This window comes from Candidatus Micrarchaeota archaeon (genome assembly GCA_021163225.1).
GTDB lineage: Archaea > Micrarchaeota > Micrarchaeia > Anstonellales > JAGGXE01 > JAGGXE01.
Genome location: JAGGXE010000024.1, coordinates 1 through 22,056 on the forward strand (window position 1 = coordinate 1; position 22,056 = coordinate 22,056).

Annotated in this window: 19 protein-coding genes; 15 read left to right on the forward strand and 4 right to left on the reverse strand. The window is 41.6% G+C overall.

The genetic code is table 11. From position 1 onward, the window contains the following. Positions 1-444 precede the first annotated feature (444 nt). Positions 445-2,493 carry a hypothetical protein gene (locus tag J7K41_01690; protein MCD6549403.1) on the forward strand — a complete coding sequence of 683 codons (2,049 nt, stop codon included), beginning with the start codon at positions 445-447 and terminating at the stop codon, positions 2,491-2,493. Positions 2,494-2,525: 32 nt separating this feature from the next. Here the strand turns inward: J7K41_01690 and J7K41_01695 are convergent, their stop codons facing one another. The 3 genes from J7K41_01695 to J7K41_01705 form a co-directional block, all read right to left on the reverse strand. Next, a complete protein-coding gene (locus tag J7K41_01695) occupies positions 2,526-3,287 on the reverse strand; it encodes an isopentenyl phosphate kinase family protein (protein ID MCD6549404.1) in 762 nt (253 codons plus the stop codon). A gap of 92 nt (positions 3,288-3,379) precedes the next feature. After that, the gene (locus tag J7K41_01700; GenBank protein ID MCD6549405.1) at positions 3,380-4,393 is read right to left on the reverse strand and encodes a hypothetical protein; all 1,014 of its coding nucleotides are present in this window, start codon (positions 4,391-4,393) and stop codon (positions 3,380-3,382) included. Between the two features lie 491 nt (positions 4,394-4,884). Beyond that, positions 4,885-11,598 (reverse strand): hypothetical protein, encoded by a 6,714-nt coding sequence (locus tag J7K41_01705; GenBank protein ID MCD6549406.1) that lies wholly within the window; start codon positions 11,596-11,598, stop codon positions 4,885-4,887. Between the two features lie 218 nt (positions 11,599-11,816). Here J7K41_01705 and J7K41_01710 point away from each other — a divergent pair, with 218 nt between their 5' ends. The 4 genes from J7K41_01710 to J7K41_01725 are packed head-to-tail and all read left to right on the forward strand — an operon-like array spanning position 11,817 to position 15,270. Beyond that, positions 11,817-12,371 (forward strand): UbiX family flavin prenyltransferase, encoded by a 555-nt coding sequence (locus J7K41_01710; protein ID MCD6549407.1) that lies wholly within the window; start codon positions 11,817-11,819, stop codon positions 12,369-12,371. Continuing rightward, complete coding sequence (locus J7K41_01715) at positions 12,368-13,681, forward strand: UbiD family decarboxylase (GenBank protein ID MCD6549408.1); 1,314 nt, start codon at positions 12,368-12,370, stop codon at positions 13,679-13,681. Before J7K41_01710 ends, J7K41_01715 begins: the two co-directional genes overlap by 4 nt. 18 nt (positions 13,682-13,699) lie before the next feature. After that, complete coding sequence (locus J7K41_01720) at positions 13,700-14,869, forward strand: aconitase X catalytic domain-containing protein (protein ID MCD6549409.1); 1,170 nt, start codon at positions 13,700-13,702, stop codon at positions 14,867-14,869. 5 nt (positions 14,870-14,874) lie between these two features. After that, the gene (locus tag J7K41_01725; protein MCD6549410.1) at positions 14,875-15,270 is read left to right on the forward strand and encodes a DUF126 domain-containing protein; all 396 of its coding nucleotides are present in this window, start codon (positions 14,875-14,877) and stop codon (positions 15,268-15,270) included. A 38-nt stretch (positions 15,271-15,308) separates the two neighbouring features. Here the strand turns inward: J7K41_01725 and J7K41_01730 are convergent, their stop codons facing one another. Next, positions 15,309-16,070, reverse strand: a complete 762-nt coding sequence (locus J7K41_01730) for an HD domain-containing protein (protein ID MCD6549411.1) — start codon at positions 16,068-16,070, stop codon at positions 15,309-15,311. 244 nt (positions 16,071-16,314) lie between these two features. On the opposite strand from J7K41_01730, the gene psmA reads away from it, so the two are divergent. The 10 genes from psmA (at position 16,315) to J7K41_01780 (ending at position 22,051) form a co-directional block, all read left to right on the forward strand. Then, a complete protein-coding gene (gene psmA / locus J7K41_01735) occupies positions 16,315-17,028 on the forward strand; it encodes an archaeal proteasome endopeptidase complex subunit alpha (GenBank protein MCD6549412.1) in 714 nt (237 codons plus the stop codon). Positions 17,029-17,059: 31 nt separating this feature from the next. Beyond that, on the forward strand, positions 17,060-17,752 hold the full coding sequence (locus J7K41_01740) for a ribosome assembly factor SBDS (GenBank protein MCD6549413.1): 693 nt from the start codon (positions 17,060-17,062) through the stop codon (positions 17,750-17,752). Positions 17,753-17,829: 77 nt separating this feature from the next. Then, entirely contained in the window at positions 17,830-18,438 is a 609-nt protein-coding gene (locus J7K41_01745) for an RNA-binding protein (GenBank protein MCD6549414.1), read from the forward strand. 4 nt (positions 18,439-18,442) lie between these two features. Beyond that, positions 18,443-19,207, forward strand: coding sequence for an exosome complex exonuclease Rrp41 (locus J7K41_01750; protein ID MCD6549415.1), 765 nt, complete (start codon positions 18,443-18,445; stop codon positions 19,205-19,207). Positions 19,208-19,255: 48 nt separating this feature from the next. Beyond that, entirely contained in the window at positions 19,256-20,053 is a 798-nt protein-coding gene (locus tag J7K41_01755; protein ID MCD6549416.1) for an exosome complex protein Rrp42, read from the forward strand. Between the two features lie 72 nt (positions 20,054-20,125). Continuing rightward, a complete protein-coding gene (gene rpl37ae, locus J7K41_01760) occupies positions 20,126-20,371 on the forward strand; it encodes a 50S ribosomal protein L37ae (GenBank protein MCD6549417.1) in 246 nt (81 codons plus the stop codon). A 57-nt stretch (positions 20,372-20,428) separates the two neighbouring features. Next, positions 20,429-20,560: a DNA-directed RNA polymerase subunit P gene (locus J7K41_01765; protein MCD6549418.1), complete on the forward strand. Its 132-nt coding sequence runs from the start codon at positions 20,429-20,431 to the stop codon at positions 20,558-20,560. Between the two features lie 272 nt (positions 20,561-20,832). Beyond that, positions 20,833-21,501, forward strand: a complete 669-nt coding sequence (locus J7K41_01770) for a hypothetical protein (protein MCD6549419.1) — start codon at positions 20,833-20,835, stop codon at positions 21,499-21,501. A gap of 21 nt (positions 21,502-21,522) precedes the next feature. Next, positions 21,523-21,810, forward strand: a complete 288-nt coding sequence (locus J7K41_01775) for a hypothetical protein (protein MCD6549420.1) — start codon at positions 21,523-21,525, stop codon at positions 21,808-21,810. Continuing rightward, entirely contained in the window at positions 21,779-22,051 is a 273-nt protein-coding gene (locus tag J7K41_01780) for a prefoldin subunit (GenBank protein ID MCD6549421.1), read from the forward strand. The genes J7K41_01775 and J7K41_01780 overlap by 32 nt, the downstream gene beginning before the upstream one ends. Positions 22,052-22,056: the final 5 nt, after the last annotated feature.

A 22,056-nucleotide genomic window follows, 5' to 3' on the forward strand; every position in this document is an offset into this window, starting at 1 on the left:
ATTATATGTTTGATTAACTTATGTGCAAAAGGATGTCTCTTTTTATGTTCGAGATGTTTCTTGATGAGTTCGGTATCATTCATAGAACACACCTTCCATCAAGTAACAACAATAAATATTATGCATTTATCCTTTTTATATCTATCGCAGGTGTTTGTTTACCGTGTGCTTCTTGAATAAATACCATAACTATGCCCAACCGTTCGTCTCCTTCAAGATAACCAACTACCTTACACTTCCTTTTTTCCACATTCCATAACTCTGTGGATTATTTTACAAAGAATTATATTGTTCACAAAGGCAGTTTCCATACGATAGAAGTAAAATTCAGTGGTTTTCCAGTGGTATGATAGAAAAGTTTAATAATGTGACAGTTTTTAAAAACATCGGACTAAAACATCAAAAGTTCGGAAGCGTTTCCAAACGTGATCAGAAGGTGATGGTATGAACAGAAGATTGTTAATAGTTGGTCTTTTGCTAGTTCCTTTGGTCCTGTTTCTGACCGGTTGCACAAGGAACGAATCGGAAGAAGCGGTTTCCAGCAATCAGAGTTCCGCGAACCTGACAGTTGCACTTGAGGAAGGTTCGAGTGCTGTTTTAGGGAACTGGAATGTGACCGTAGAAGATATAAAGGTTAAGACAGAGTATGTTGATGGAACGTGCAATGTTACTGACGAACGTGCTAAGATTACAGTTGTGTTTGGAAATACTTCTATAAGAAGATGGATGACCGTCGGCGACAGTATGACATTGCCGGACGGTTCTACGTTAACGCTTTCAGATATTCAAGAGATTGTCGAAAAAGAAGAAACGCCGTGGTCTGTTGGGTCAAAGAAGGTTGTGTTCACCGTTACTGTTCCGGTTTATGACAGTCATATCAAAACCCTGTCCAAAGGAGAACATTATCTCTTGGACGATGGTAGAGAGTTATCTCTAAAGGATATAGGGATACATGCAGAATACTTCCCACCGACAGACCTTACGAGAACTATGGATGAGGGAGATAGGGTGAGCTATTCTTCGGACCTTGAGGTTTATCTTAGGAGCGTAACTGAAAACATCGTTACGGATTCTACAACAGTAGTTAATGTGACACGTGGGGAAGGTCAGCAGGTCTCACTGCCAGGTGATTACGCGGTGCGAATAATTAATATTACGCAGACCGTCGGCACACCGGATCACGAGACCGAAGTGGACGAGTATGAAGAGGGTGATTCCTTCGAACTTTCCGACGGAACCAGCGTCTCTGTGATGGAGATACACGTAGATGTGACGAACTGTTCCGAAGGGTGTTCGATAACCAACGAATCTGTGGAACTCAGGGTCTATCCAGAAGGGTCACGGTCTTACGACACTTATGTTGTTGGCGAAGGTGATTCCATAAACGCTAGCGATCGCGTGGTGTTGACGGTTCAAAGCATAGACGAAACAACCTCCTGCGAAAACGAGACTTGTGTAGTATCTAACAAGAGTGTTCGCATCAGGTCTGTTGTGTACGCTTCAGAATGTCCCGTGTCCGACCGCGAAGTAGAACTCGAACTGCTGTTCCCAGACCTTTCCACGGAGACTGTTACACTCGGTTATGGTGAGGAATACTCCTTTATTACCGGTGAAAAGGTCAAGGTTCTGTCGATCACTGAAGATGTGAGCGATTCGGTTGCGGGTTCATGCACTGTGTCTGACGAGACGGTGACCCTTCAGATAACTCTGATAACTAAGAAATGTGATGTTGCTAACAAACGTGCGAGCCTTCGTATTACTTGGCACGGTGAAGATTACTCGGTGTCATTGGATGAGGGTTCTAACAAGACGTTGTCCACGCCCTATGGAGACCTTTTTGTTGAAGTGCCCGAGATAGACGTTTCCGTGGAACAGGATGATGACAGATGTTCTGTTGATGAAGAATCTGCAACTGTTCATATCAGCAGTCCCGCACGGTGCGAGGTGGAGAAGGATTCTGCCACACTTGAAATTAACGGAACCACTCTGTATCTGGATTACGGTGATACCCACGGGTTCGGAGGTACACTTTTCACATTGGAAGATATCGTTTACGATGTTTCACCGGTAGAGAAGAGCGGGAGAACGATATGCGAACTATCCAACGTTAAAGCGAGGTTAAGGATACAGGTGCCAACCACTCAAACAATCAGTATCGATGAAGGTGATGAGGGGAACGTGGACGATTTGATGATAAGAGTGGACGGAGTGAATTATTCAATTGTCGGGAACTGTACGGTAGGCAACTGCAGCGTTGGACCCAACATAACTGCGAACATCACGGTTGTTCTAGGGGATGATAATCGGACAGCGACCGTCTATCCGGGATACACGTTTGTGATGGGTTCGTACACGGTGACTGTTCAGAACGTTTCCGTGGAGATTGTAGGCGGCGAGACAACATGCAATGTAAAAGAAGCGCGTGCAGTATTAAGTTTGGTAAACACAAGTGCCAATCTATCCGTTCAGTCCGGGAACGAATCTGAAGATTGAGGAATAAGGAGTTCTAAAGGAAAAGTAAATTTTTATCGAGACGGTAGGATCGTCGTTCCTACCTTTTCCTTTCCTTCGAGAGCGTTCCGCAATCCTCTGGGATCGGTTATTACTGCGTGTACACCAGACCTTAAAATCTCGGTCACTTTACCCAGCATGCCACCGGTTACATCTATGTTTCCAGAATCTTTAATGTATCTTTTCAACTCTTTGATATTCCCTCGATGTATGACCGGTATAACCTTGTTTTGACCGTCTAACACTCCTCTGACGTCGGATACGAATATTGCTTTTTTTGCTTTCATGGTTTTAGCCAGGTAAGTTGTTATCTGATCCCCAGACAACACAGAACCGCCCAACCTTGTATCTATGACCATATCACCGTAAAGAACGGGTAGATAACCTTCTTTCAAAATCCGTATCAACGGTTCGTCGAAACATTTCGTTATCCTGTTGTTACGCAGTCTGAAGATTACGAGTGGCGGGATCGAAATGGCAGGCACCTTCCTTCTAATCAGTTCTGAGGTCACTATGTTGGACAGTTCGGATACTGACCGATGCGTCTCCGCAAACCCCAACCTATGCTTGTCCGTTTTGACCCCTTTATCGATGCCGTACTTGACAACCGGCATATGACCGTACGAACCTGCACCGTGGACCAGTATCATCTTTTTCTTCCCGTAAAATTCGGATATGACTCTGGCCAGGTAGGATATCATTCTTCTGTTCGGTTGTTTGTACCTGTTTTTATCGGTTATTACGCTTCCGCCCAACTTTACGATTACCGTTTCCATGCTTTTTTTGGAGATGGAAGTTTTTAAAAGCATTTTGAAAATCGAAAATGACTTTCCGAAATTGCTTATTCTCTCGTTTAAAAAGAATATTTTCACTGTCTTGGTTTTGGGACTGTTTTGATGGTGCTTTCGTATAGTGCCTTGTAGGAAAGAATAGATATAAGATTAAGATTGAATACTTCCTGTTCGTCGACATCTAAACCCAAATCCTTAACTATCTCAACTGCGATCCATGCCTCATAAGACGCGTTATTCTTTTCTTCAGGAGACATACTCTCCCAAAGCATCTTTATTTTATTCATATCTACACCTTCGGAGACCACCTTAAACCTGACTAATGACAACTCAAATTCTAAACGCAATGGAAATAACCTCTTTCCTAACTCCGACTCCAATGCATCCATAAATTCTTTTACTTCTTTTGTTTCATACCCTGCAATACCGAATTTCCTTGTAAAATAGGACGATGTATCTTCGCTCGTAAGTTTAGCCGTAAGTGCTTTGATCTTTTCATAAAAGTGTGTATTTATGGGAGCAAAAATCTCGTATTTATTTTTATCTCTATCAAAAACATAAACAATTATGCCCGCTTCATACTTACTTTTTAACGGATCTTCAAGTTCCTTTTCAAAGGAAGATGACATGCTTGATAAATTAGAGATAGTTATGTCAGGTTGTTTGGTGAGTGAATAACCTAATTCAACATTCTTTTCAGTTGTATCCATCTCGACATATAACAGATTATAATGCATATACCTATTATATACCTCCTGAACCAATTCTTCGGTAGGTTTGGGCATGCCTTTAACACTTCTCAACGAAGTAAAGAAATTTATTGTCTGTCTAATTGATATGCTGTGCAGATAATCTCTTTTTTGTTTTGATAAGGATGAATATTTCTTCTGTATCTCACTTGTCTTACCCTTTTCACTAATATACTCTTCAAAACCTTTCATCAGTTGTTCTTGGTCTGTCTTGATTTCTACAGGTTTTTTTACTTCACTTATATCATTTATACTAAGTAAGCCCAACTCTAACAGATTGAAAAATCGTATCTTTTTTTTGTTCGTAATTCTAAACCCCTTTTTATACGTCTCAAATTTCATATTTAGATTCACCTATCCTGTATATCACGTCAAGATCTTGGTAGGGAGGCAATGCTGTGGCTATTAGTGACCAGATCCAACTCTTGGGAACGATGATGTTAAGACTGAAACCAAGATTTATAAATCTATATGTTTGCTTCGAAGGTTGTACTATTCCGAAATTACTTCCTCTCGTTGAAAAAGATAAGAAACGTCTTAAAGAAACTGAAAGTATGTGGGAACCAACAAGAGGAAGCTCAGGAGGATAGTTAGAGAGATGGATAGAGAGGAATTTTCTGTTTACAGGGTAGCAAAACAACAGCGGATAACTCCTAGGTGGTAAGAGAGATCTATTCTACCCTACCCCACTAGTAGCTGTAACCTCTTTGTCATTTCCTCATACTACTCTTAACCAAAAAGATTTAATAATCTCATCAAATCCACTCTCTACTCTGGGGATTAGTCTCATAAATATTTATTCACAAAGACGCTTCGAAGTGATCTTGAAGATCTTACCAAGGTATAGGTATATTGAGCCAACCTCTAACGTACCTATCTCCTTCTAGAGTTGTTCCAATAGACGCACCAAATGACCCGCCATTGAAAATATTAAACTCACAGCCAAAAACGATTCTGTTAGTGGGTGACGTTTGGATCCAAAAATCATGAAGAGAGAACCTTGCCTGAATACCTGCATATACAATCCCAATTTTTTTATCTACTGACACATGAGTATACCGATAACGGTCATACTCTGTTTTTTGCAAGATCAAATCTTTGGTTGCGAAAATCCCCGTATCTACGTAAGATGGAGAGTTCTTCTGTAACCACTTTTGTAGATTTCCCTCCAGATTTAAGGATAGCTTGAGGGAACCTCCGTCCATGGTGAAGCTTCTTTTTATTTTTCCATGGGGCATATCCGCTCCACTACCTACAGGTACAGGATGGCTTGGAGGATGGTGATGCGCTGTTGAGCCTCTAAATTCCTTATTTAATTTGTTCACAAATTTGTTCCATGGAATCTTTCCCGAGGGTGTCCATTTCCACACCCTTAAAAATGGAACTGACCACTGGGATGTGCGAAGGTTTATCTTAAGTATCTCAATGTTATTAATACTAAACGTTTTTATTTGGTCTTTATTATACTCTGCCACATCTCTCAAGAGATTCTCTCTTAAGTTAAGGTATTCTTTATAGTAATAGTCATTCAGATTTGCATATCCATAATTTCCTCCAACTGGCATCCCACCGTACATCTCTTCTCCATAAACAACCAACTCTTCGCCCACATACAGGGGCATATCCGCACTTAGTACTTCTGGTTGATTTCCTGTGTAGTCAACCAACCCGATAGGATTGTTATACGCATAGACATACCTATTAAGTCCGCTTGGTAACGGATCAGGCGTGATAAACCTACCTATCTCTGAATCGTAATATCTCATGCCAAAATACTGCAGTCCAGAATCGTCACGCTCATGATTAACAAATTCTCTTCTATTGTTGACTGTATCATTTATGTCTATATTCAGATTAACAGGATTACCAAAGGCATCATAATCTGCAGACCAAACAACTTTTCTGTTTCTGTCTAATATAAACCTAGGAGTGCGATAATCAGAATAATAATAGTAAATCTTTGGATGAGTAACAAACCTATGTTGACCGATAAAATAAGTATTATAGTCTGCACGCGCAAGAATACGGTCATGTCCCTCTATGTATAGTGAATCCTGTTCTATAACGGTGCTTGGAGAAGTTGAAGGGATTGAAGACAGTGTATGATGATGTATAGGGACGATAGGAATTGACATAATGAAATATCCTTTACCGGGTTCCACTTCATTAATGGGCACATAGACATATCTTCTTAGTTTTGGCTCGTAGTGCCAGAACAGGATCTGTTTATCACTGTTGGCGGTAATAAGATTTATCAACTGTTCATAGTTCCTTATCCCTATCAGAACAAACTTTCCAGGAGGCAATTTAAATCCAGTATCAGACGTGGTCTTACCGGTATCAAAGGCTACGTCCATGCTTTTTTTCATGTAAACGAATACACAGTCAGTTTTATTAGGCCCTCTAGAATCATCCATTTTAAAATATTTGTTTGTGTCTGGGTCATATCCAAATGCACATATATATGAATCTTTTGGTAGCGATTTATAGACGTCATAAGATATCATGTTCCAACCAGGGTATAAGTCAATATACCTTTTTCCTATGTCTGCCAACGATTCTATTTTTTTCTTTGTCCTTTCATATACAATATTCCCGGCTGGATCCCTAAAATAATACACCACTATCTTGCTGTTATTTTCATCTTCTATTATCTTTGCAACCCTATCCCAGTTAGAATCATAATAATAAGTTTCGTTTCCAAAAGCTCCATTGATATTCTTAACTCTACCCAATCCGTCATACGAAATCTCATAAACTTTAAAGACATCACGAACTCTAGGCGAAAAAATACTATCAAAACCCGACGATTCTAAGATACTGTGTTGTTCACGGAACCGATCTTCTTTACTATTTTTCTTGGGACCACGTCCCTGGAAATGTTTCCTATATGTAGAAGTATATTTCGATAACAAACGGCCTATGTTATCATATTGGTAGTAATTAATAGTGTTCATCTCCCCGCCAGAACTTACAATTACATACTTTAAGCGTACCGAATTTGATGGAGATGGTAGCTGATAATCAAAATAATATCTTAATCGAACCGAATCTCCATTCTCCACGATACGATTGTCTAAATCATCATATTCATATGTAACATTACCATAGTATCCTGCAGTAATATCATTTACTCTTATTAATCTGCCAACAGCATCGTAATTAAAACTAACTATCGGCCTCCATTCAGATCTTCTTGCGGACAGATCGACACTGGAGGTTGGCACCGGCTCACTTATTGCAATTATATTTCCTAATGGGTCGTAATGGTAGCGTCTACTAAAGTACGTGGTATCTGGAGTCCTGACAGTTATCTGAGTGATAAAGTTGTCGTTGTCATACTGATAGTGAGATTCAACATTGTTTCCGTATTCTATTGTTGTAACCCTACCACGATCGTCTATATCAAAATCTGCAATTTTATAATCAGAAAGATACACACGCGTAAGTTCACCGTGGTTATTGTACATATATCTTATAGGCTTTCCATTGATTTTCTCTTCAGAAAGAAGGTTATGGTCATAGGTATATTTCACACTCAAAGACTCTGAATCCTCGGGTGAATCGAGCGTAATTGTGACCGAATAATCTGATATCCTACCTTTTTTGTCATAATTATAATTCTGTTTGACATTTACTGAATGTTTAGAACAAAGCCGCCCAACACCGTTACGACATCTATCATAGATGTTCTCAAGTACGATAGAACCTGAGCGGTTTTTAACGCTTGTCAGACGATTTATCCAGTCGTATTCGTAATATAAATCAACATATGATAACTTAGAACCGGTATTAGGTACTATGTAAAGATCGTCTATGTACGTTTCACCGTAGCCAGCACTATAGTAATAAAGATAGGCGTATTCTGCAGATTCAGGAACCGTAATATTTCTCTCATATTTTGACCAAGATTCTGTTAGATTTGGACGTAAATAGTATGACGAGATTAGATTGTCCTCACCGTCATAGAACTTTAGAACCATCCAAAATGAATGCATGCGTGAACCCTTTTTAAAATAACCTCCAAAAACTATGTTCTCACCACCAGAAACAGGCAACTTATATAATTGATAAATTTTGTGTGGTCCAGAGAGTTTTAAACAACCTTTTCCATCATAACAATCTTGATAATATATCTCTAATCCTCCTGCAAATGGATACATTTCTATTAGATAGGAAGTGTCATTTATTTCAAAACCTGAATTAATCACAAAATTATTGTGTGACGTGTAGATTATGTTATCTTTATTGTCGTAATAAGTTGTGGTATAACCAGCATCAGGGTCATTTGTATGAATTGGACGATCTTTATAGTCAAAAGTAGTTTTAGTTTTTCTTCCTAATGGATCGGTGTATATTTTTGGAACCTTTGAAAGACCATCATACTCATAATGCAAGGTCCTACCTATCTGATCACTGACCCTCATTAAACGTCCCAAGCTGTCGAATTCTTTAGTAATAGTAGAGCCCATAGCATCTGTTTCCTGCACTATTATAGTTCCGCCATCTCCATGTAGATTAATAGAACTTATCAATCCGTGATCATAATCATAACTTTCTTCAAGAAATTTTAATGGGTCTTTAGAGTAAACATTTTCTAAATATAATGCAGATTCTGGGAAATCAAAAGTTATGTTAGATTCAGGAGCTGACAAGATACTGCTTATCCTAACCAATGAACCCGCGGAATCATAACCATAATTAATATATAACACTTTGTCACATCTTTCATATTCACAATCTTGATTATTTGTTCTCTTCTGGATGATTTGGCCAAAACCATTATAGTATATTACAAGGGTTTTAGCTTGTGTGCCAGTCATTTGTTGACGAATAATTATGTGTGAGGGGGTTTCGCCATCATAAAGATAATATTTATAAATGAAAGAGGGTTCTCTATCTCCCGGGAGATATAACCTGTTGAGACGTCCAAAACGGTCATAGGTATAACGTAACACTGCACCGTTGAATTTTTTAACACCAATCAAGTTAAGTTTTTCATCATAATCATATATCTCAAAACCTAACGGCACTTTTTTCCTCGTCAGGAGGTTGGTAGAGTCATTATAATAATATTCTACTGTGATATTCTTTGATGTTTCTGACCTTATTAGACCGTTTGAGTAATATTCTATAGATAACTGGTTTTCAAACCTTTTTTTATCAAAATTGTAGATGCTAACATTTGAAGGTACCAATACGAGACTACCTTCCTCACCTATGTTAATGTAATCTATTTTTGTTACGGTTTCTAAACCGTCAAAATCTCCTCCTACGAACGATTCATAATCAGATTCCTGAGTTCCAACCGCAGTCATCGACACATAGCTCAACAAATTATTTTTTATCACTTCTGTTCTCATACTTGGATCTTCATGTAAATATCTTACATATGAAATTTTTTTGGTCTCGTATGCATCAGACCCTTCGATAGTATAAATCAATTGGTTGTATTGGTTGTAGTACGCTTTAATCCTGTTTTCTATCCCTTTGACATTTGAACTTAAATCAGTAATCAGTATGGAGTATATGGTCGGCTCGAACGACTTGTATGAGACGTTATAAGTCTGCTCAGAATATGCCACTAATTCACCATCTGCAGAATAAATCTCAGAACGGTATTTTCTGCCTTTCAACTGGTCTCCTAGATAATCAGAATTATTTTGAGGACCTGTAAAGAAATAATCGACTGTTTTACCATTATCTTCTGTTATGGTTTCAACCTTTTCATAATATATATCACCATATTGTTTAATAGAACCAGGATATTCCTCAAAATGATCTTCACTCCAAACCCATGCATTCGGTAACTCATAATAATAGAGTGTTCCGTTAGAGTACTCATATCTGATTGTTATATTTTTATTTCGAATAGGATCATAATGAGACACCGATTTTATTCTCCATCCAAATGAATTAAATGTTCCAGAAGGTGAAAAAATGAGATATAAATAATCTTCTGGTCTGTCACATGAGAGCCAAAGGTCTCTAAATCTTAATATCTCTTTTGAAATATTGCCTTTCGGTTCGTATTCAAAGATCTGTTGTCCACCATTTATATTTGTGATACTTTTAAGCAGTCCGAGATGTTCGTCATCACTTTTATTATAGTATTCATACTTATTAATTAAGATACAATCTGTTGCATCTTCATCAGAACAGATATATATACTACTTAAAAATGAAACGTCTTTTACCCGCCAATATCTGTCAGTACTACTGTCTATGTTCAATGTTATGTTCATGTCTTGAATGCTCATGTTATAATATCTCAGATCTATTACCTTAATTAATTGGCCAGAAGGAGCGTATTTTTTAATCTTATCAAGTCGTACACAAGAAGTGTGTTGATTATATGGATGATAACAATATGTTTCTGGAAGTTCCTCGTATTCGAATACCAATGCGTTTCCGTACGAATCACTAATATTAACTAATTTAGTAAGACTTGTATAATTAACTGTGTAATATGTTATATCATTACATGTGTATTCTGGATGACTATTACTGGGGACTAGATCCAGAGGGTGTTGTAGAGCCCAGCAATATTTGCAGGCGTGTAGTTCATCAGTTATTCGGCATGGATGATCCGCGGGAACGATACTACCCGCACCAAGACCACAACTACTGCCATTAAAATACTTATGACAAAAGTTACTCCCTGTAGAGTCATCGCAATTACTACACTCAGTCGTAACCCAATCAGGTATGCTTCCTCTGATCATCATAATAAGTCCTGATTCACAATAGGCATATCTAAATGTAGTCGTTTCATCTTCATAGTTGAACGAAAGAGAATTACCAAACTTGTCTACTACTTTACTAACATCCCATTGAGAGGGATAGGTGGAATAATAATATTGAACAGGATAAAATGGTACTCCTGTAGAAATATCGCACACTGGTATGTCCTCACCACCCGGTCCGCTTCTAAGAAGGCTGTTATGCGTTGCTTTTGTAGTTGTTGGAATTAAACTATATCTTGTATGGTTAAAGTAATAGATATTGCCTAATGTATCTTTAACAATCCAGTAGGATTCGTTTGTAGAAGTATCTTTTTTCTTAATTACTATCAGATTAGAGTATATTTTTGTTCTGTATACGGTACCTCCATACTCCTCTTTAAGGACTGTATCGTTAACCTTGACAAGCTCATACTTCACATTAGGGCCTAAAGAAAGTACATATGTATATAGATCATTAGACCCTGTTTTGGGTCTTGCTTCTATCTTTGGTGGTGAGTAGGACCATCCCACACCGTATTCTGAAGGTGTTGCATATTCTAGGGGTTTTGCATCCGCATTAAAATCAGTTAATGATGAAAGAAGTAGACGGCTGGAATACTCTAGAGTAACAGTGTGTCTTAAATCGATGTTATTATCTATCGATATAAGGTCAATGGATGTGTATAAATCCCCGGTTGCGAGGTTAGGATTTGCCTTTGTAAACTCTGCATCAAATACGTCCGGATGGCTGAGCACATACCCCTCCGAAAATACTAAGCCACATGAAATAACAAACATAAACATCATGCATTTTTTATCCATGGAACAACAATGAAATAGAATATTTAAAAATATATGTCGATCGAATGCTGACACAACATACCTTTCCTTATGCCATGATTGTCTACACCACCGAAATTATTAGCCTCACGAAATATCATCTAACAAACACGATCATCTTACCTCATTCAGCCACAGGTTACGGGAAGATATTGTGATGCGAAGATATTTTAAATAGATGTTTTGATAAATATACCTGCATGAAGATACTTCTTTGTATTACCGGTGCATCAGGTGTTATCTACGGGAAACGGTTGTACGAACGAATGGATACGTTGAGCGAGAAATTCGGGTTGGATGTTAAGGTGGTTGTCAGTTCATCGGCCGAAAAGATTGCTGAATATGAAGGGGTAGAACTACCTGAAAGTGATTATTCCGAAGACGATATTACTGCACCGGTTGCATCGGGTAGTAATCCGCCAGATGTTATGATCGTGGCACCATGCAGCATCAAAACGCTCGGTAAGATAGCGAACGGTATATCAGATAACTTGATAACCCGTGCCGCAGAAGTGTGTCTGAAAGAACGTAAAAAACTGGTCCTTGTAGTCCGTGAAACACCGTTATCTTACATCGCCATAGAAAACATGAGGAAGGTAACACTTGCCGGCGGCATCATACTGCCTGCATCACCCGGTTTCTATCATAACCCGAAAACCGTAGATGATTTGATAGATTACGTAGTTGATAAGGTTTTGTTTATCTCCGGGATGGATTACAAATCCCGGATAAGATGGGAGGGAGATACGCAATGAAATCTTTGAGAGAGTTTATCGCACGTCTTGAGAAGGAAGACAGAATAATAAGATTGAGTAAACCCGTGTCCAAGGAGCTTGAGATGGCAAGCGTGTTCAAAGCGCTTGAGAAGAAAGGGTTACCCATCATCGCAGAGGATAAGGATTCGGGTAGACGGGTAATCTGCAACGTATACGGAAGCAAGAAACTTGTTGCCGACGCGTTGGAATGTCGTCCAGAGGAATTGGTATTACGTCTGAAGAAGGCCGTAGACAACCCTTCCGAACCCGAGGTTGTAGGTCGTAACGAAGCACCAGTACTGGAAATTGAAGAATCCCCTAACCTTCGCGGATTACCGATACCTCTGCATACAAGGATGGACGGCGGCCCCTATCTAACATCCGCGGTAGTGTTTGCAAAGGATCCTGAGTACGGTCAGAATGCCTCTTTTCATAGGATGATGGTGATAGATGAGGATAAGGTAGTGATCCGTATGTTGCCCAGACATCTTCATACGTTCATGGAACGTGCTGAAGAGAACGGTAAAAATCTTAAAATAGCGTTTGCTGTCGGATTACCGATTAACGTTCTTTTGGCCGCTGCCACTTCTGTAGAACTTGGTGTGGATGAGATGCGTATCGCTAATTCCCTATCACCGGTCAAACTTGTCGAGATCGATTACGGGATAAGGATTCCCGCCGATGCGGAGTACGTTTATGTCGGTGAAATCACCGGAGAGATGCATGAGGAAGGTCCGTTTATCGACCTGACCGGAACATTGGATATCGTTAGAAAACAACGGGTTGTCCGGATCGAAAAGATATACCATCGGAAAGACCCATTACATCATGTACTACTACCGGGTGGTTCGGAGCACAAGATACTGATGGGTATGCCGAGGGAACCTACGATATGGAAAAGCGTCGAGGAAGCGGGAATAACCGTTAAAGGAGTGAACATAACCCCTGGCGGATGTTCATGGTTGCACGGAGTGGTTGCAATAGAGAAGAAGAGGTCTGATGACGGTAAACGCGCGATAGAAGCAGCATTCAAGGGTCATAAGAGCATGAAACACGTTGTAGTGGTTGACGATGACATAGACATATTCGACCCGAACGATGTGGAATGGGCGATCGCTACACGATTCCAGGCAAATAAGGACCTCTACTTGTTCGAGAATGTCAAGGGGTCATCTCTCGACCCGAGCGCAGACCCGGTAACGCGGATGACTACTAAGATGGGACTGGATTGCACTAAACCGATCGATCCATCCAAGAAAAGATTTGAGAGGGTCAGGTACGCGGATATCGATCCGGACATTTATTTATGAGTTTACGGAGGAGAGGGCATGTATCTTGATAACGAAGAAGAAAAGATGCTCGACGGAGAGTTCGGTCCTGCGGTTCAGAAAGCGATGGAGATACTGGTTGCGTTGGGTAAGATTTACGGTGCAGAAAGGATGATACGTGTAGAAAGTGTACAGGTGGCAGGTGTCAGTTACAAAACAATGGGTGATGCGGGGCTGGAATTTATCGAAGAGTTCGCAGAGATGGGTGCCAAGGTCAGGGTACCGACGTTCATTAATCCTGCAGGTATGGACAGAATAAGATGGAGGGAGATGGGTGTTCCCGAAGAGTTTGCAGAGAAACAGATCAGATTGATGGATGCCTACGAATCGATGGGTATCAATCCCACCTACACCTGCGCACCCTATCATATCGGGATAAGGCCGAAACTCGGCGAACACGTCGCATGGTCAGAATCCAACGCGGTATCTTTTGCCAATTCAGTTCTTGGTGCACGGACAAACAGGGAAGGCGGACCTTCCGCGCTCGCTGCCGCTATAACAGGTAGGACGCCTGAATACGGGTTACATCTCGATGAGAATCGGGCCGCTACGGTGCTGGTCAAAGTTAATGCAGACGTTTCGACACGTTTCATGTACGGTGCGTTGGGAGCACTGGTCGGTAAAATGGTGAAAGGCAAAATTCCTGCGTTTGAAGGATTGAAAACACCCGACGAAATCAAGATGAAATATCTGGGTGCGGCAATGGCTGCGTCCGGTAGCGTGGCGTTGTACTATGTCAAGGGAGGGACACCGGAATGGAAACTTGATGAGGATTACGAGACGGTTGAGATCAACGGGGACATGATCAGTGAAACTATCGAAACTATGAACAGTATAGATAACCCAGAGGTAATTACGATAGGTTGCCCACACGCATCTTTGGAAGAGATCGAGGAAATTGCCGGTCTGATGGAAGACGGTAGAATGAAAAAGGTTTGGGTGTTTACTGCACGTGCAATCTTTGAAAAGGCAAGAGAAAAGGGATTGATTAAGAAGATTGAAGATGCCGGGGGTAAGGTGTTTGCCGACACATGCATGGTTGTAGCACCGTTGTACGAGATAGGAATCCGTAGGACCGGAGTAGATTCAGGCAAAGCCGCTAAATACCTTCCTTCTTTCAATAAACAAAAGATAAAATACGGCTCGGTAGAGGAACTATTGGAAGGGTGAAGATTATGATAATAAAAGGGAGAGGTATCTCAAAAGGTGTTGGTAGGGGTGAGGTGCTGATAACCAAAGACCCCATATCCTTTTTGGGAGGTGTGGATCCCGAGACCGGAGAAATCATAGACAAAGAAAACGAGAAGTTCGGATGTTCTATTGCGGGTAAGGTCCTGGTTTTTCCAAGGGGAAAGGGGTCAACAGTCGGTTCCTATGTGATGTTACAATTGAAGAAGAACGGTGTTGCACCTGTCGCTATAATCAATGAGGAATGCGAAACTATCGTGGCTGTGGGCGCTATTATATCTGATATACCTTTGATAGACCATCTTGAGAAAGATCCGTTTAAGATACTAAAAGACGGTATAGTTGTAAAAGTAGACGGCGGTCTTGGAATATTGGAGATATAGGAACAACTTTTCTTTTAATATTCAGTTTCTTTTAATATTCAGGCCAGATATGTCCATATATCCTGATAAATGACATCTCTGAGCACTGGCCGAATCTTTGTCGAATACACATCTTTGAATATGTCTACAATCTCAGGATCATATTCGGTACCACTTCGTTCGAGTATATACTTTAACGACACGTCCGGTCGCACGCTATCTTTTCTGGTCGTGGCTGCGTCGTAACAGTCGACTACTTTGATAATGCGTGCGACAACAGGTATACTGTTACCTCGCAGACCCAATGGATACCCGCCCCGTAATTCGATTCTGTTCGGGTCGAAAAGAAAACCGTCCCATCTTTCATGATGTGCGAGAACTGCTCTGATAACCTCTTGCACGTACTCTTCATCCCTCCACTCTTTAGGTGTGATTTCAAAGATTATGCTCGCGCCAACAGACGGATGACGGACAATTATATCCCATTCCTCACTGCTAAGGGTTTCGGAGTATCGGAATACTCTTTCCGGGAACGTTACCTTTCCGATGTCGTGAAGCAATCCGCTCGTCAGCGTTACGCTCCTCCAGAATACGATATCCCTCTCATTCAGTTTGTTACCCTTCTTTAAATTTTCTTCTATCACACGGTCCATCATCAAAGCACTGAGCCAGGAGACACGTTCAGAATGCAAAACCGTTTCAAAATCCAGATGAACGTCCTTATATTCGTCAGCAAACCATTTATAGAACGCATTGTTATAAAACCGTTCGAACCGTCTCGCTTTTTTCTTACCGGTTCTGACATTCGGCAGTAGTAACATGTTACTATTTATGGTTCCAAATGTTTAAATAAGTTCTTGGTTAGACAAAACCCAACATCCGCATAACTCATAACCGGTCGGTAGTTTTACACCTTCTCCGTTGAGTAAAAAGTAGGGCTTGCAGATAGAGAAAAGAATTTAAATGTTAACCTTTTTAAACTAATTCAGTTTTGCTCAGAACGTTTATGTTCTGTGTTGAACAGTTCTTTAAAAAATCTGGAAATGTTTGCGAGGTGAGAATGTTATGTATCCTGTTTCTCCACAGGCGTACGATAGAGCGATTACGGTATTCAGCCCGGACGGACGGTTGTTTCAGGTCGAATACGCAAAGGAAGCTGTAAAACGTGGTGCTACAGCAATCGGAATAACCTACAAGGATGGCGTGGCTCTTGTTTCGCATAAGATTATTCAATCACCGTTGGTTGTACCTGAGTCGATGAAGAAGATCTTTGAAATCGATACCCATATTTATACGACTGCCAGCGGTCTTATCGCAGATGCCCGTCGTCTCATCGATTATGCTCGGTCTATCGCATCGTCTCATCGTATGACTTACGATGAACCGCCCTCTGTGATAAAGATAGCCCGGGAGGTCAGTGATACTCTTCAGGTTTATACCCAGTACGGAGGAATTCGACCGTTCGGTGTATCTCTGTTGATAGCAGGTGTTGATAAAGAGCCGGAGCTTTACGAAGTGGAACCGAGCGGTGCATTGACAGGTTATACTGCAGCGGCAATCGGGAGGGGTAAGAAGGTAGCTGAAGAGTTGCTGGAAAAGAAATACAAGAAGGGTATGGACCGTGATGAAGCGATCCTCCTTGCTGTAAAGGCTTTAAAGAAGAGCGAGGAATCTGCGTTGACACACGAATCCGTAGAAATTGCGTATACTGGTGAAAACGGTAAAGATTTTGTTATGCTTACCGGTAAAGAGGTTGAACGTTTTATCAAAAAGGTATAGTTCTGCGACCTGACTTGTTCGGTGGTATACAATGGGCAGTTTAGACAGAGCATTGATAGCGCATCTTGAGAAGGACGGTGAACGGTTTGAAATATACGTTGATCCGGATGAAGCGTTCAAATACCGTATGGGCGAATCCAAAGACGTTAGAAGAGTTTTGGTAGTTGACGAGATATTCCGCGATGCAAGAAAAGGAGAGCGTCACGATACCGAAACATTGAAGAAAACGTTTAACACAACTGATCCGTACAAGATTGCCGAAGAGATTCTCAGCAGAGGTGATGTACCTTTTACCACAGAACAGAAGAAAAAGATGGCTGAACAGAAACTTAACAAGATTATAGATATCATTGTCAGAGAATCAATAGACCCCAGGACAAATGCGCCGCATCCGAGGTTACGCATTGAGAACGCTATCAAGAAACTTAAGGTTCACGTGGACCCGTTCAAACCTGCTGAGGCGCAGGTGGACGTTGTTGTGAATAAACTTCGGACGGAGTTGCCTATAACCTTCAAACGTTTGAAGATAGCTGTGAGGGTACCTCCCGAATATGCGCAGAAGATGTACGGCGTACTTAAAGAATACAATATCAAAAAAGAGGAATGGTCTTCGCGCGGTGAACTCATAGTCATCGTTGAGATACCTGCAGGTATTCAGGGTGAGTTTTACGATGTAATCAACAAACGTACTCACGGTCACGTTGAAACACGAATTATCGAATAGTGTTTCGTTACGTTCGAATCATACTGTAAAGGTTTATACTCACAACCGAAAACTTGTTAAGTCTTGGAGGGTTGAATATGGGATCAGATGTTGTTGTACCTGGAGAAAAGATTGCGGATAAACCGATTAAATCGTTTTACACGTACGTGGAGAACGGTAAAACCTATTCAACGGTTGTAGGATTGTTCAGAAACGGTAGAATCATTCCGTTGAACGGACCGTATTTCCCGGAAAAAGATGATCTGGTTGTCGGCGTGATCAGTGAAGTAAAAATACACGGTTACGGAGTGTACCTGGCTACACCGTACGATGCATTCATACCTGCCAGAGACGTGGTACGGAGTAGGTTTGATGTAGGCGATATAATCGTTGCAAATGTTTCAAACGTCGATGAGGTGAAGAACATTACTCTCACCAATGTACGTAAATTGGGGTTGGGCAGACTGATCGAAGTGCCTCCTGTTAAGGTTCCTCGGATCATAGGGAGGAACAATTCCATGATCAACATGATTAAAGAGAAAACGGGATGTGTGATAATCGTTGGCAGGAACGGGTTGATCTGGATATCTCCAAAAGGTAAGGTCTCCTTAGCGGTTGATGCCATACGCAAAGTAGTTAAGGAGGCTCATATTCCAGGATTGACGGATAGAATGGCTCGGTTCATGAGTCATGAGCCGGAACTATAGATTAATGAAAGGTGGTCGTATGGAAGAGATAGATGAATTGTTGGTGAACGGAAAACGCGTAGATGGAAGACGTGTTGACGAACTTCGTCCCTTAAAGATCAAGGCTCACGTGTTGAACAGTGCCGATGGTTCTGCCTATGTTGAATGGGGTAACAATAAAGTGATAGCGGGTGTGTTCGGACCTACACAATGTTTACCTTATCATATTGCGAGTCCGCTCAAAGCCGTGATTCGGACACAGTATCTTATGGCACCGTTTTCGTCACCTGAGGAACACGGACGCAGCGGGCCCAACAGGAGAAGTATAGAGATATCCAAGGTGATGCGGGAAGCGTTGGAGCACGTTGTTATGGTCGAGAAATTTCCGCGCGCTATGATAGAAGTGTATGTGTACGTGCTTCAGGCCGACGGCGGTACTCGGTGTGCTGCAACGACCGCCGCCTCAGTAGCGCTTGCAGATGCCGGATTACCGATGCGCGATATGGTTGCCGCAGTGGCTGTCGGTAAGGTAGGTGGCGAGATGGTTCTCGACCTGAATTATATCGAGGATAGTAAGGGTAGTGCGGACATGGCACTCGCAATGACACACCGTAACAAGGATATTCTCCTTATGCAGATGGAAGGTATACTTACTAAGGAGGAAGTGATGAAAGGTGTGGAAATGGCTAAAAACGCGATCGACAAGATCCACGAGCTTCAGGTTAAAGCATTGAAAGATGTCTATGGGTCGGAAATCGAAGAAAACCTGTCCTACATGTTGGAGATGTGAGTTTTGTGAACGTGTAAATGTATGTGAATAAGGAAAGAGGTGAACTGTATGGATGTGTTGGAGGAAGTGGCACGTGCTACTGTTTATGATTTGATTTCGATAAAAGGAAAACGGATTGACGGTCGGGGTTTTGACGAGTATCGTAAGATAAGTGTGCAGACAGGAGTTGTGACATCCGCAGAAGGGTCTGCTCTGGTACACCTTGGGAATACCCAAGTGTTGGCCGCTGTTAAGTTCGATCTGGCCGAACCGTTTCCTGATAGACCGAATGAGGGGATAATGTCAACCTCTGCAGAACTGTTGCCGTTGGCTTCGCCGACGTTCGAGCCGGGGCCGCCCGATGAAAACGCTATAGAACTCGCCAGGGTCGTTGACAGAGGGATACGCGCCTCTGAAATATTTGACCTCAAAAAATTTTATATCGAAGAAGGTAAAGTGTTGGGTATGTTCATAGATATATACGTGCTTGATTACGACGGAAACCTTGTGGATGCGTCAGGATTGGCTGCTATGGCAGCGTTACGTGATGCTAAGGTTCCTGTGTATGAGGATGGAGCGCTGATTCGTGACCCGGATAAGATGAAACCTCTGGAACTGTCCGGTGATGTTACGTATGTGACGTTTGCCAGGGTCGGTGATACTATCATCGTTGATCCGAACGGCGAGGAAGAGTTGGGTGCAAACGGAAGGATAACCTTCGGCATTCTGAACGGTGATCATGTGGTCGCTGTTCAGAAGTCTGGGAACGCAAGGTTCGCTATCGGGGAAATAGACGAACTCATCGACCGGGCAATGAACCATAGCAAACATCTGACGGAAAGTATTAAAAATAGAAAAATAGAATAATGAAAATTCTAAAACGAAATCTGTGCGGAAACTGTGTTTTTTTGTCCGATCGATTCGAACGCGGTGGTCGGTATGGTTCATCCGAATGTGAGAGGAGGTAGAAAGATCAGGAAATTACTCAACAAGGCTAAAGAGTCAAAGAAGACAGTGTATAAATGTCCTGTGTGTAAGAAACGGTCAGTGGTTAATGTGTCGTTCTCGGTATGGGAATGCAGGTCGTGCGGTGCTACGTTCGCAGGAGGTGCTTATACGTTCACAACCGCACCGGGCGAAGAGATCCGAAGGAAGACGTCGCTCGCTGTTCAAAATAAAGGCTGAACGATTGTGCAAGCTGAATGATTATGTATGATCATGCACTGTGCATGGTGATGTTGAATGTATGTGTGCGGGAAATGTGGTAGAACGATAAAATCTCTGGATGAACATTTTGTCAGATGCCCTTACTGCGGTCACAGAATTATCTATAAAGTCCGTGCACCCGTAGCCCGTGAGATATCAACCGATTAAACCAGCAATCCCGCTTCTTTCCGCTTCTTTTGTTCACTCTTGAGTTGGATGTTAGGTAGGAGGGTGTTAGACAGGAGCAAGATGTACAACGGAGTGATATCCTAGGTACGCTTGTGTATAAATCCGATTAACTCATTGGAGACTTAAATTTTATGCCGGACTATCTACCGAATTTCATCCCTCATTTCCTTACGTCCTTTTGTACCTTACATCTCCCGAGTTTAAACGGTCCGGAGAAAGTAATTTAAATCAGATACGGTTGAAACATTCTCATGCTTTACATCACTACATCGCGTAATCCCGATAAAAGAATGATAGAGTTGGGTCGTCTTCTCGGTTCGGTAATCCCGTATTCGGTGTTCAGAAGACGCGGTGTAAAACCTTTTGAACGTGTTGTGCGTGACGCACGTCGTAGGGGAATGGACAGGATACTGTTCATAACAAAAGAGAACAACAGACTCCTTTTCAGAATCATTCGGATACCGCCGGCAGAACCACGTCTCAGTTCTTTGATATCCGTCCATGATGTTTATTCCTATGGTGCGCCGCGGTCGGATGAACAGGGTAAACCGGATATCGATGTTATCGGAGGATGGGACGACATAGGTTTGTATTATGTTGACCGTGTCGACCCGGATGATGTTGGTGAATGGATACGTATCCGTAGTGAGATGCGCGCGCGGGCGCGCATTGAGCGCGCCACGCGCGCGCCCGATCTTCATACAGATAAATACGGGTTCGGTTGCGGAGGCACCGATAACATCGTGTTTTTCAGATGCGATAATGAAGCAAGTACTCTGTTCGGTTATGAAGATAGCGTATTTAAGATGTTCGAAGATGCGGATATTGAGATACGTTTGAGAAAGTCAGATGATATTCAGGTACTGGGTATAAAGGCGTACGGTCATTCGATACGTATATCTATGAAACCGTACCAGTAGATGTGGAGGAAGTGGTGAGTTATGAAAGTTACGAGATCTGTAAAAATGTTGGAGACAACCGTCCGTATAACCTGCGAACCCCTTGAAGCAGGAGTTATTTACAAAACCCTTAAACCCGAAGAAACAGAAACTGATCGTGTAAAGACGCGTATTGAAAGAATTAAAAATGTAATTGTGATTAATATCATAGCGCGCGATCCGGTGGCTCTGAGGTCCGTTCTCAACAGTTATCTTAGGATACTGTCCGCGATCGCCGATGTTGAAGAGGTGGTTATGAATGACCGAATCAGAACGCGAACAACAGATTAAGTTGTTGGAGGCGCAGGTTCAGCAACTGGATTATCAGATCAAAGAGTTAGAGATTGCTGCAGAAGAGGTCAAGAAAGCCGAAGGTAACGTCTACAAAAATGTGGGCACTTTTCTTGTAGAGATGAGTAAGGATGAAGCCCTTAAAGATATTGAGGAACGTAAGAAAGGATTAATAGCCCGTAAAGATGTTGCTCTAAAACATATCAACAGATTGAAGAAAAACGAAGAAGGAACAGAATAGGAAGA

Bases quoted from the DNA above. Each gene is read 5' to 3' on its own strand.
- J7K41_01690 (MCD6549403.1), top strand. From the start codon at position 445: ATGAACAGAAGATTGTTAATAGTTGGTCTTTTGCTAGTTCCTTTGGTC.
- J7K41_01695 (MCD6549404.1), bottom strand. From the start codon at position 3,287: ATGGAAACGGTAATCGTAAAGTTGGGCGGAAGCGTAATAACCGATAAA.
- J7K41_01700 (MCD6549405.1), bottom strand. From the start codon at position 4,393: ATGAAATTTGAGACGTATAAAAAGGGGTTTAGAATTACGAACAAAAAA.
- J7K41_01705 (MCD6549406.1), bottom strand. From the start codon at position 11,598: ATGGATAAAAAATGCATGATGTTTATGTTTGTTATTTCATGTGGCTTA.
- J7K41_01710 (MCD6549407.1), top strand. From the start codon at position 11,817: ATGAAGATACTTCTTTGTATTACCGGTGCATCAGGTGTTATCTACGGG.
- J7K41_01715 (MCD6549408.1), top strand. From the start codon at position 12,368: ATGAAATCTTTGAGAGAGTTTATCGCACGTCTTGAGAAGGAAGACAGA.
- J7K41_01720 (MCD6549409.1), top strand. From the start codon at position 13,700: ATGTATCTTGATAACGAAGAAGAAAAGATGCTCGACGGAGAGTTCGGT.
- J7K41_01725 (MCD6549410.1), top strand. From the start codon at position 14,875: ATGATAATAAAAGGGAGAGGTATCTCAAAAGGTGTTGGTAGGGGTGAG.
- J7K41_01730 (MCD6549411.1), bottom strand. From the start codon at position 16,070: ATGTTACTACTGCCGAATGTCAGAACCGGTAAGAAAAAAGCGAGACGG.
- psmA (MCD6549412.1), top strand. From the start codon at position 16,315: ATGTATCCTGTTTCTCCACAGGCGTACGATAGAGCGATTACGGTATTC.
- J7K41_01740 (MCD6549413.1), top strand. From the start codon at position 17,060: ATGGGCAGTTTAGACAGAGCATTGATAGCGCATCTTGAGAAGGACGGT.
- J7K41_01745 (MCD6549414.1), top strand. From the start codon at position 17,830: ATGGGATCAGATGTTGTTGTACCTGGAGAAAAGATTGCGGATAAACCG.
- J7K41_01750 (MCD6549415.1), top strand. From the start codon at position 18,443: ATGAAAGGTGGTCGTATGGAAGAGATAGATGAATTGTTGGTGAACGGA.
- J7K41_01755 (MCD6549416.1), top strand. From the start codon at position 19,256: ATGGATGTGTTGGAGGAAGTGGCACGTGCTACTGTTTATGATTTGATT.
- rpl37ae (MCD6549417.1), top strand. From the start codon at position 20,126: ATGGTTCATCCGAATGTGAGAGGAGGTAGAAAGATCAGGAAATTACTC.
- J7K41_01765 (MCD6549418.1), top strand. From the start codon at position 20,429: ATGTATGTGTGCGGGAAATGTGGTAGAACGATAAAATCTCTGGATGAA.
- J7K41_01770 (MCD6549419.1), top strand. From the start codon at position 20,833: ATGCTTTACATCACTACATCGCGTAATCCCGATAAAAGAATGATAGAG.
- J7K41_01775 (MCD6549420.1), top strand. From the start codon at position 21,523: ATGAAAGTTACGAGATCTGTAAAAATGTTGGAGACAACCGTCCGTATA.
- J7K41_01780 (MCD6549421.1), top strand. From the start codon at position 21,779: ATGACCGAATCAGAACGCGAACAACAGATTAAGTTGTTGGAGGCGCAG.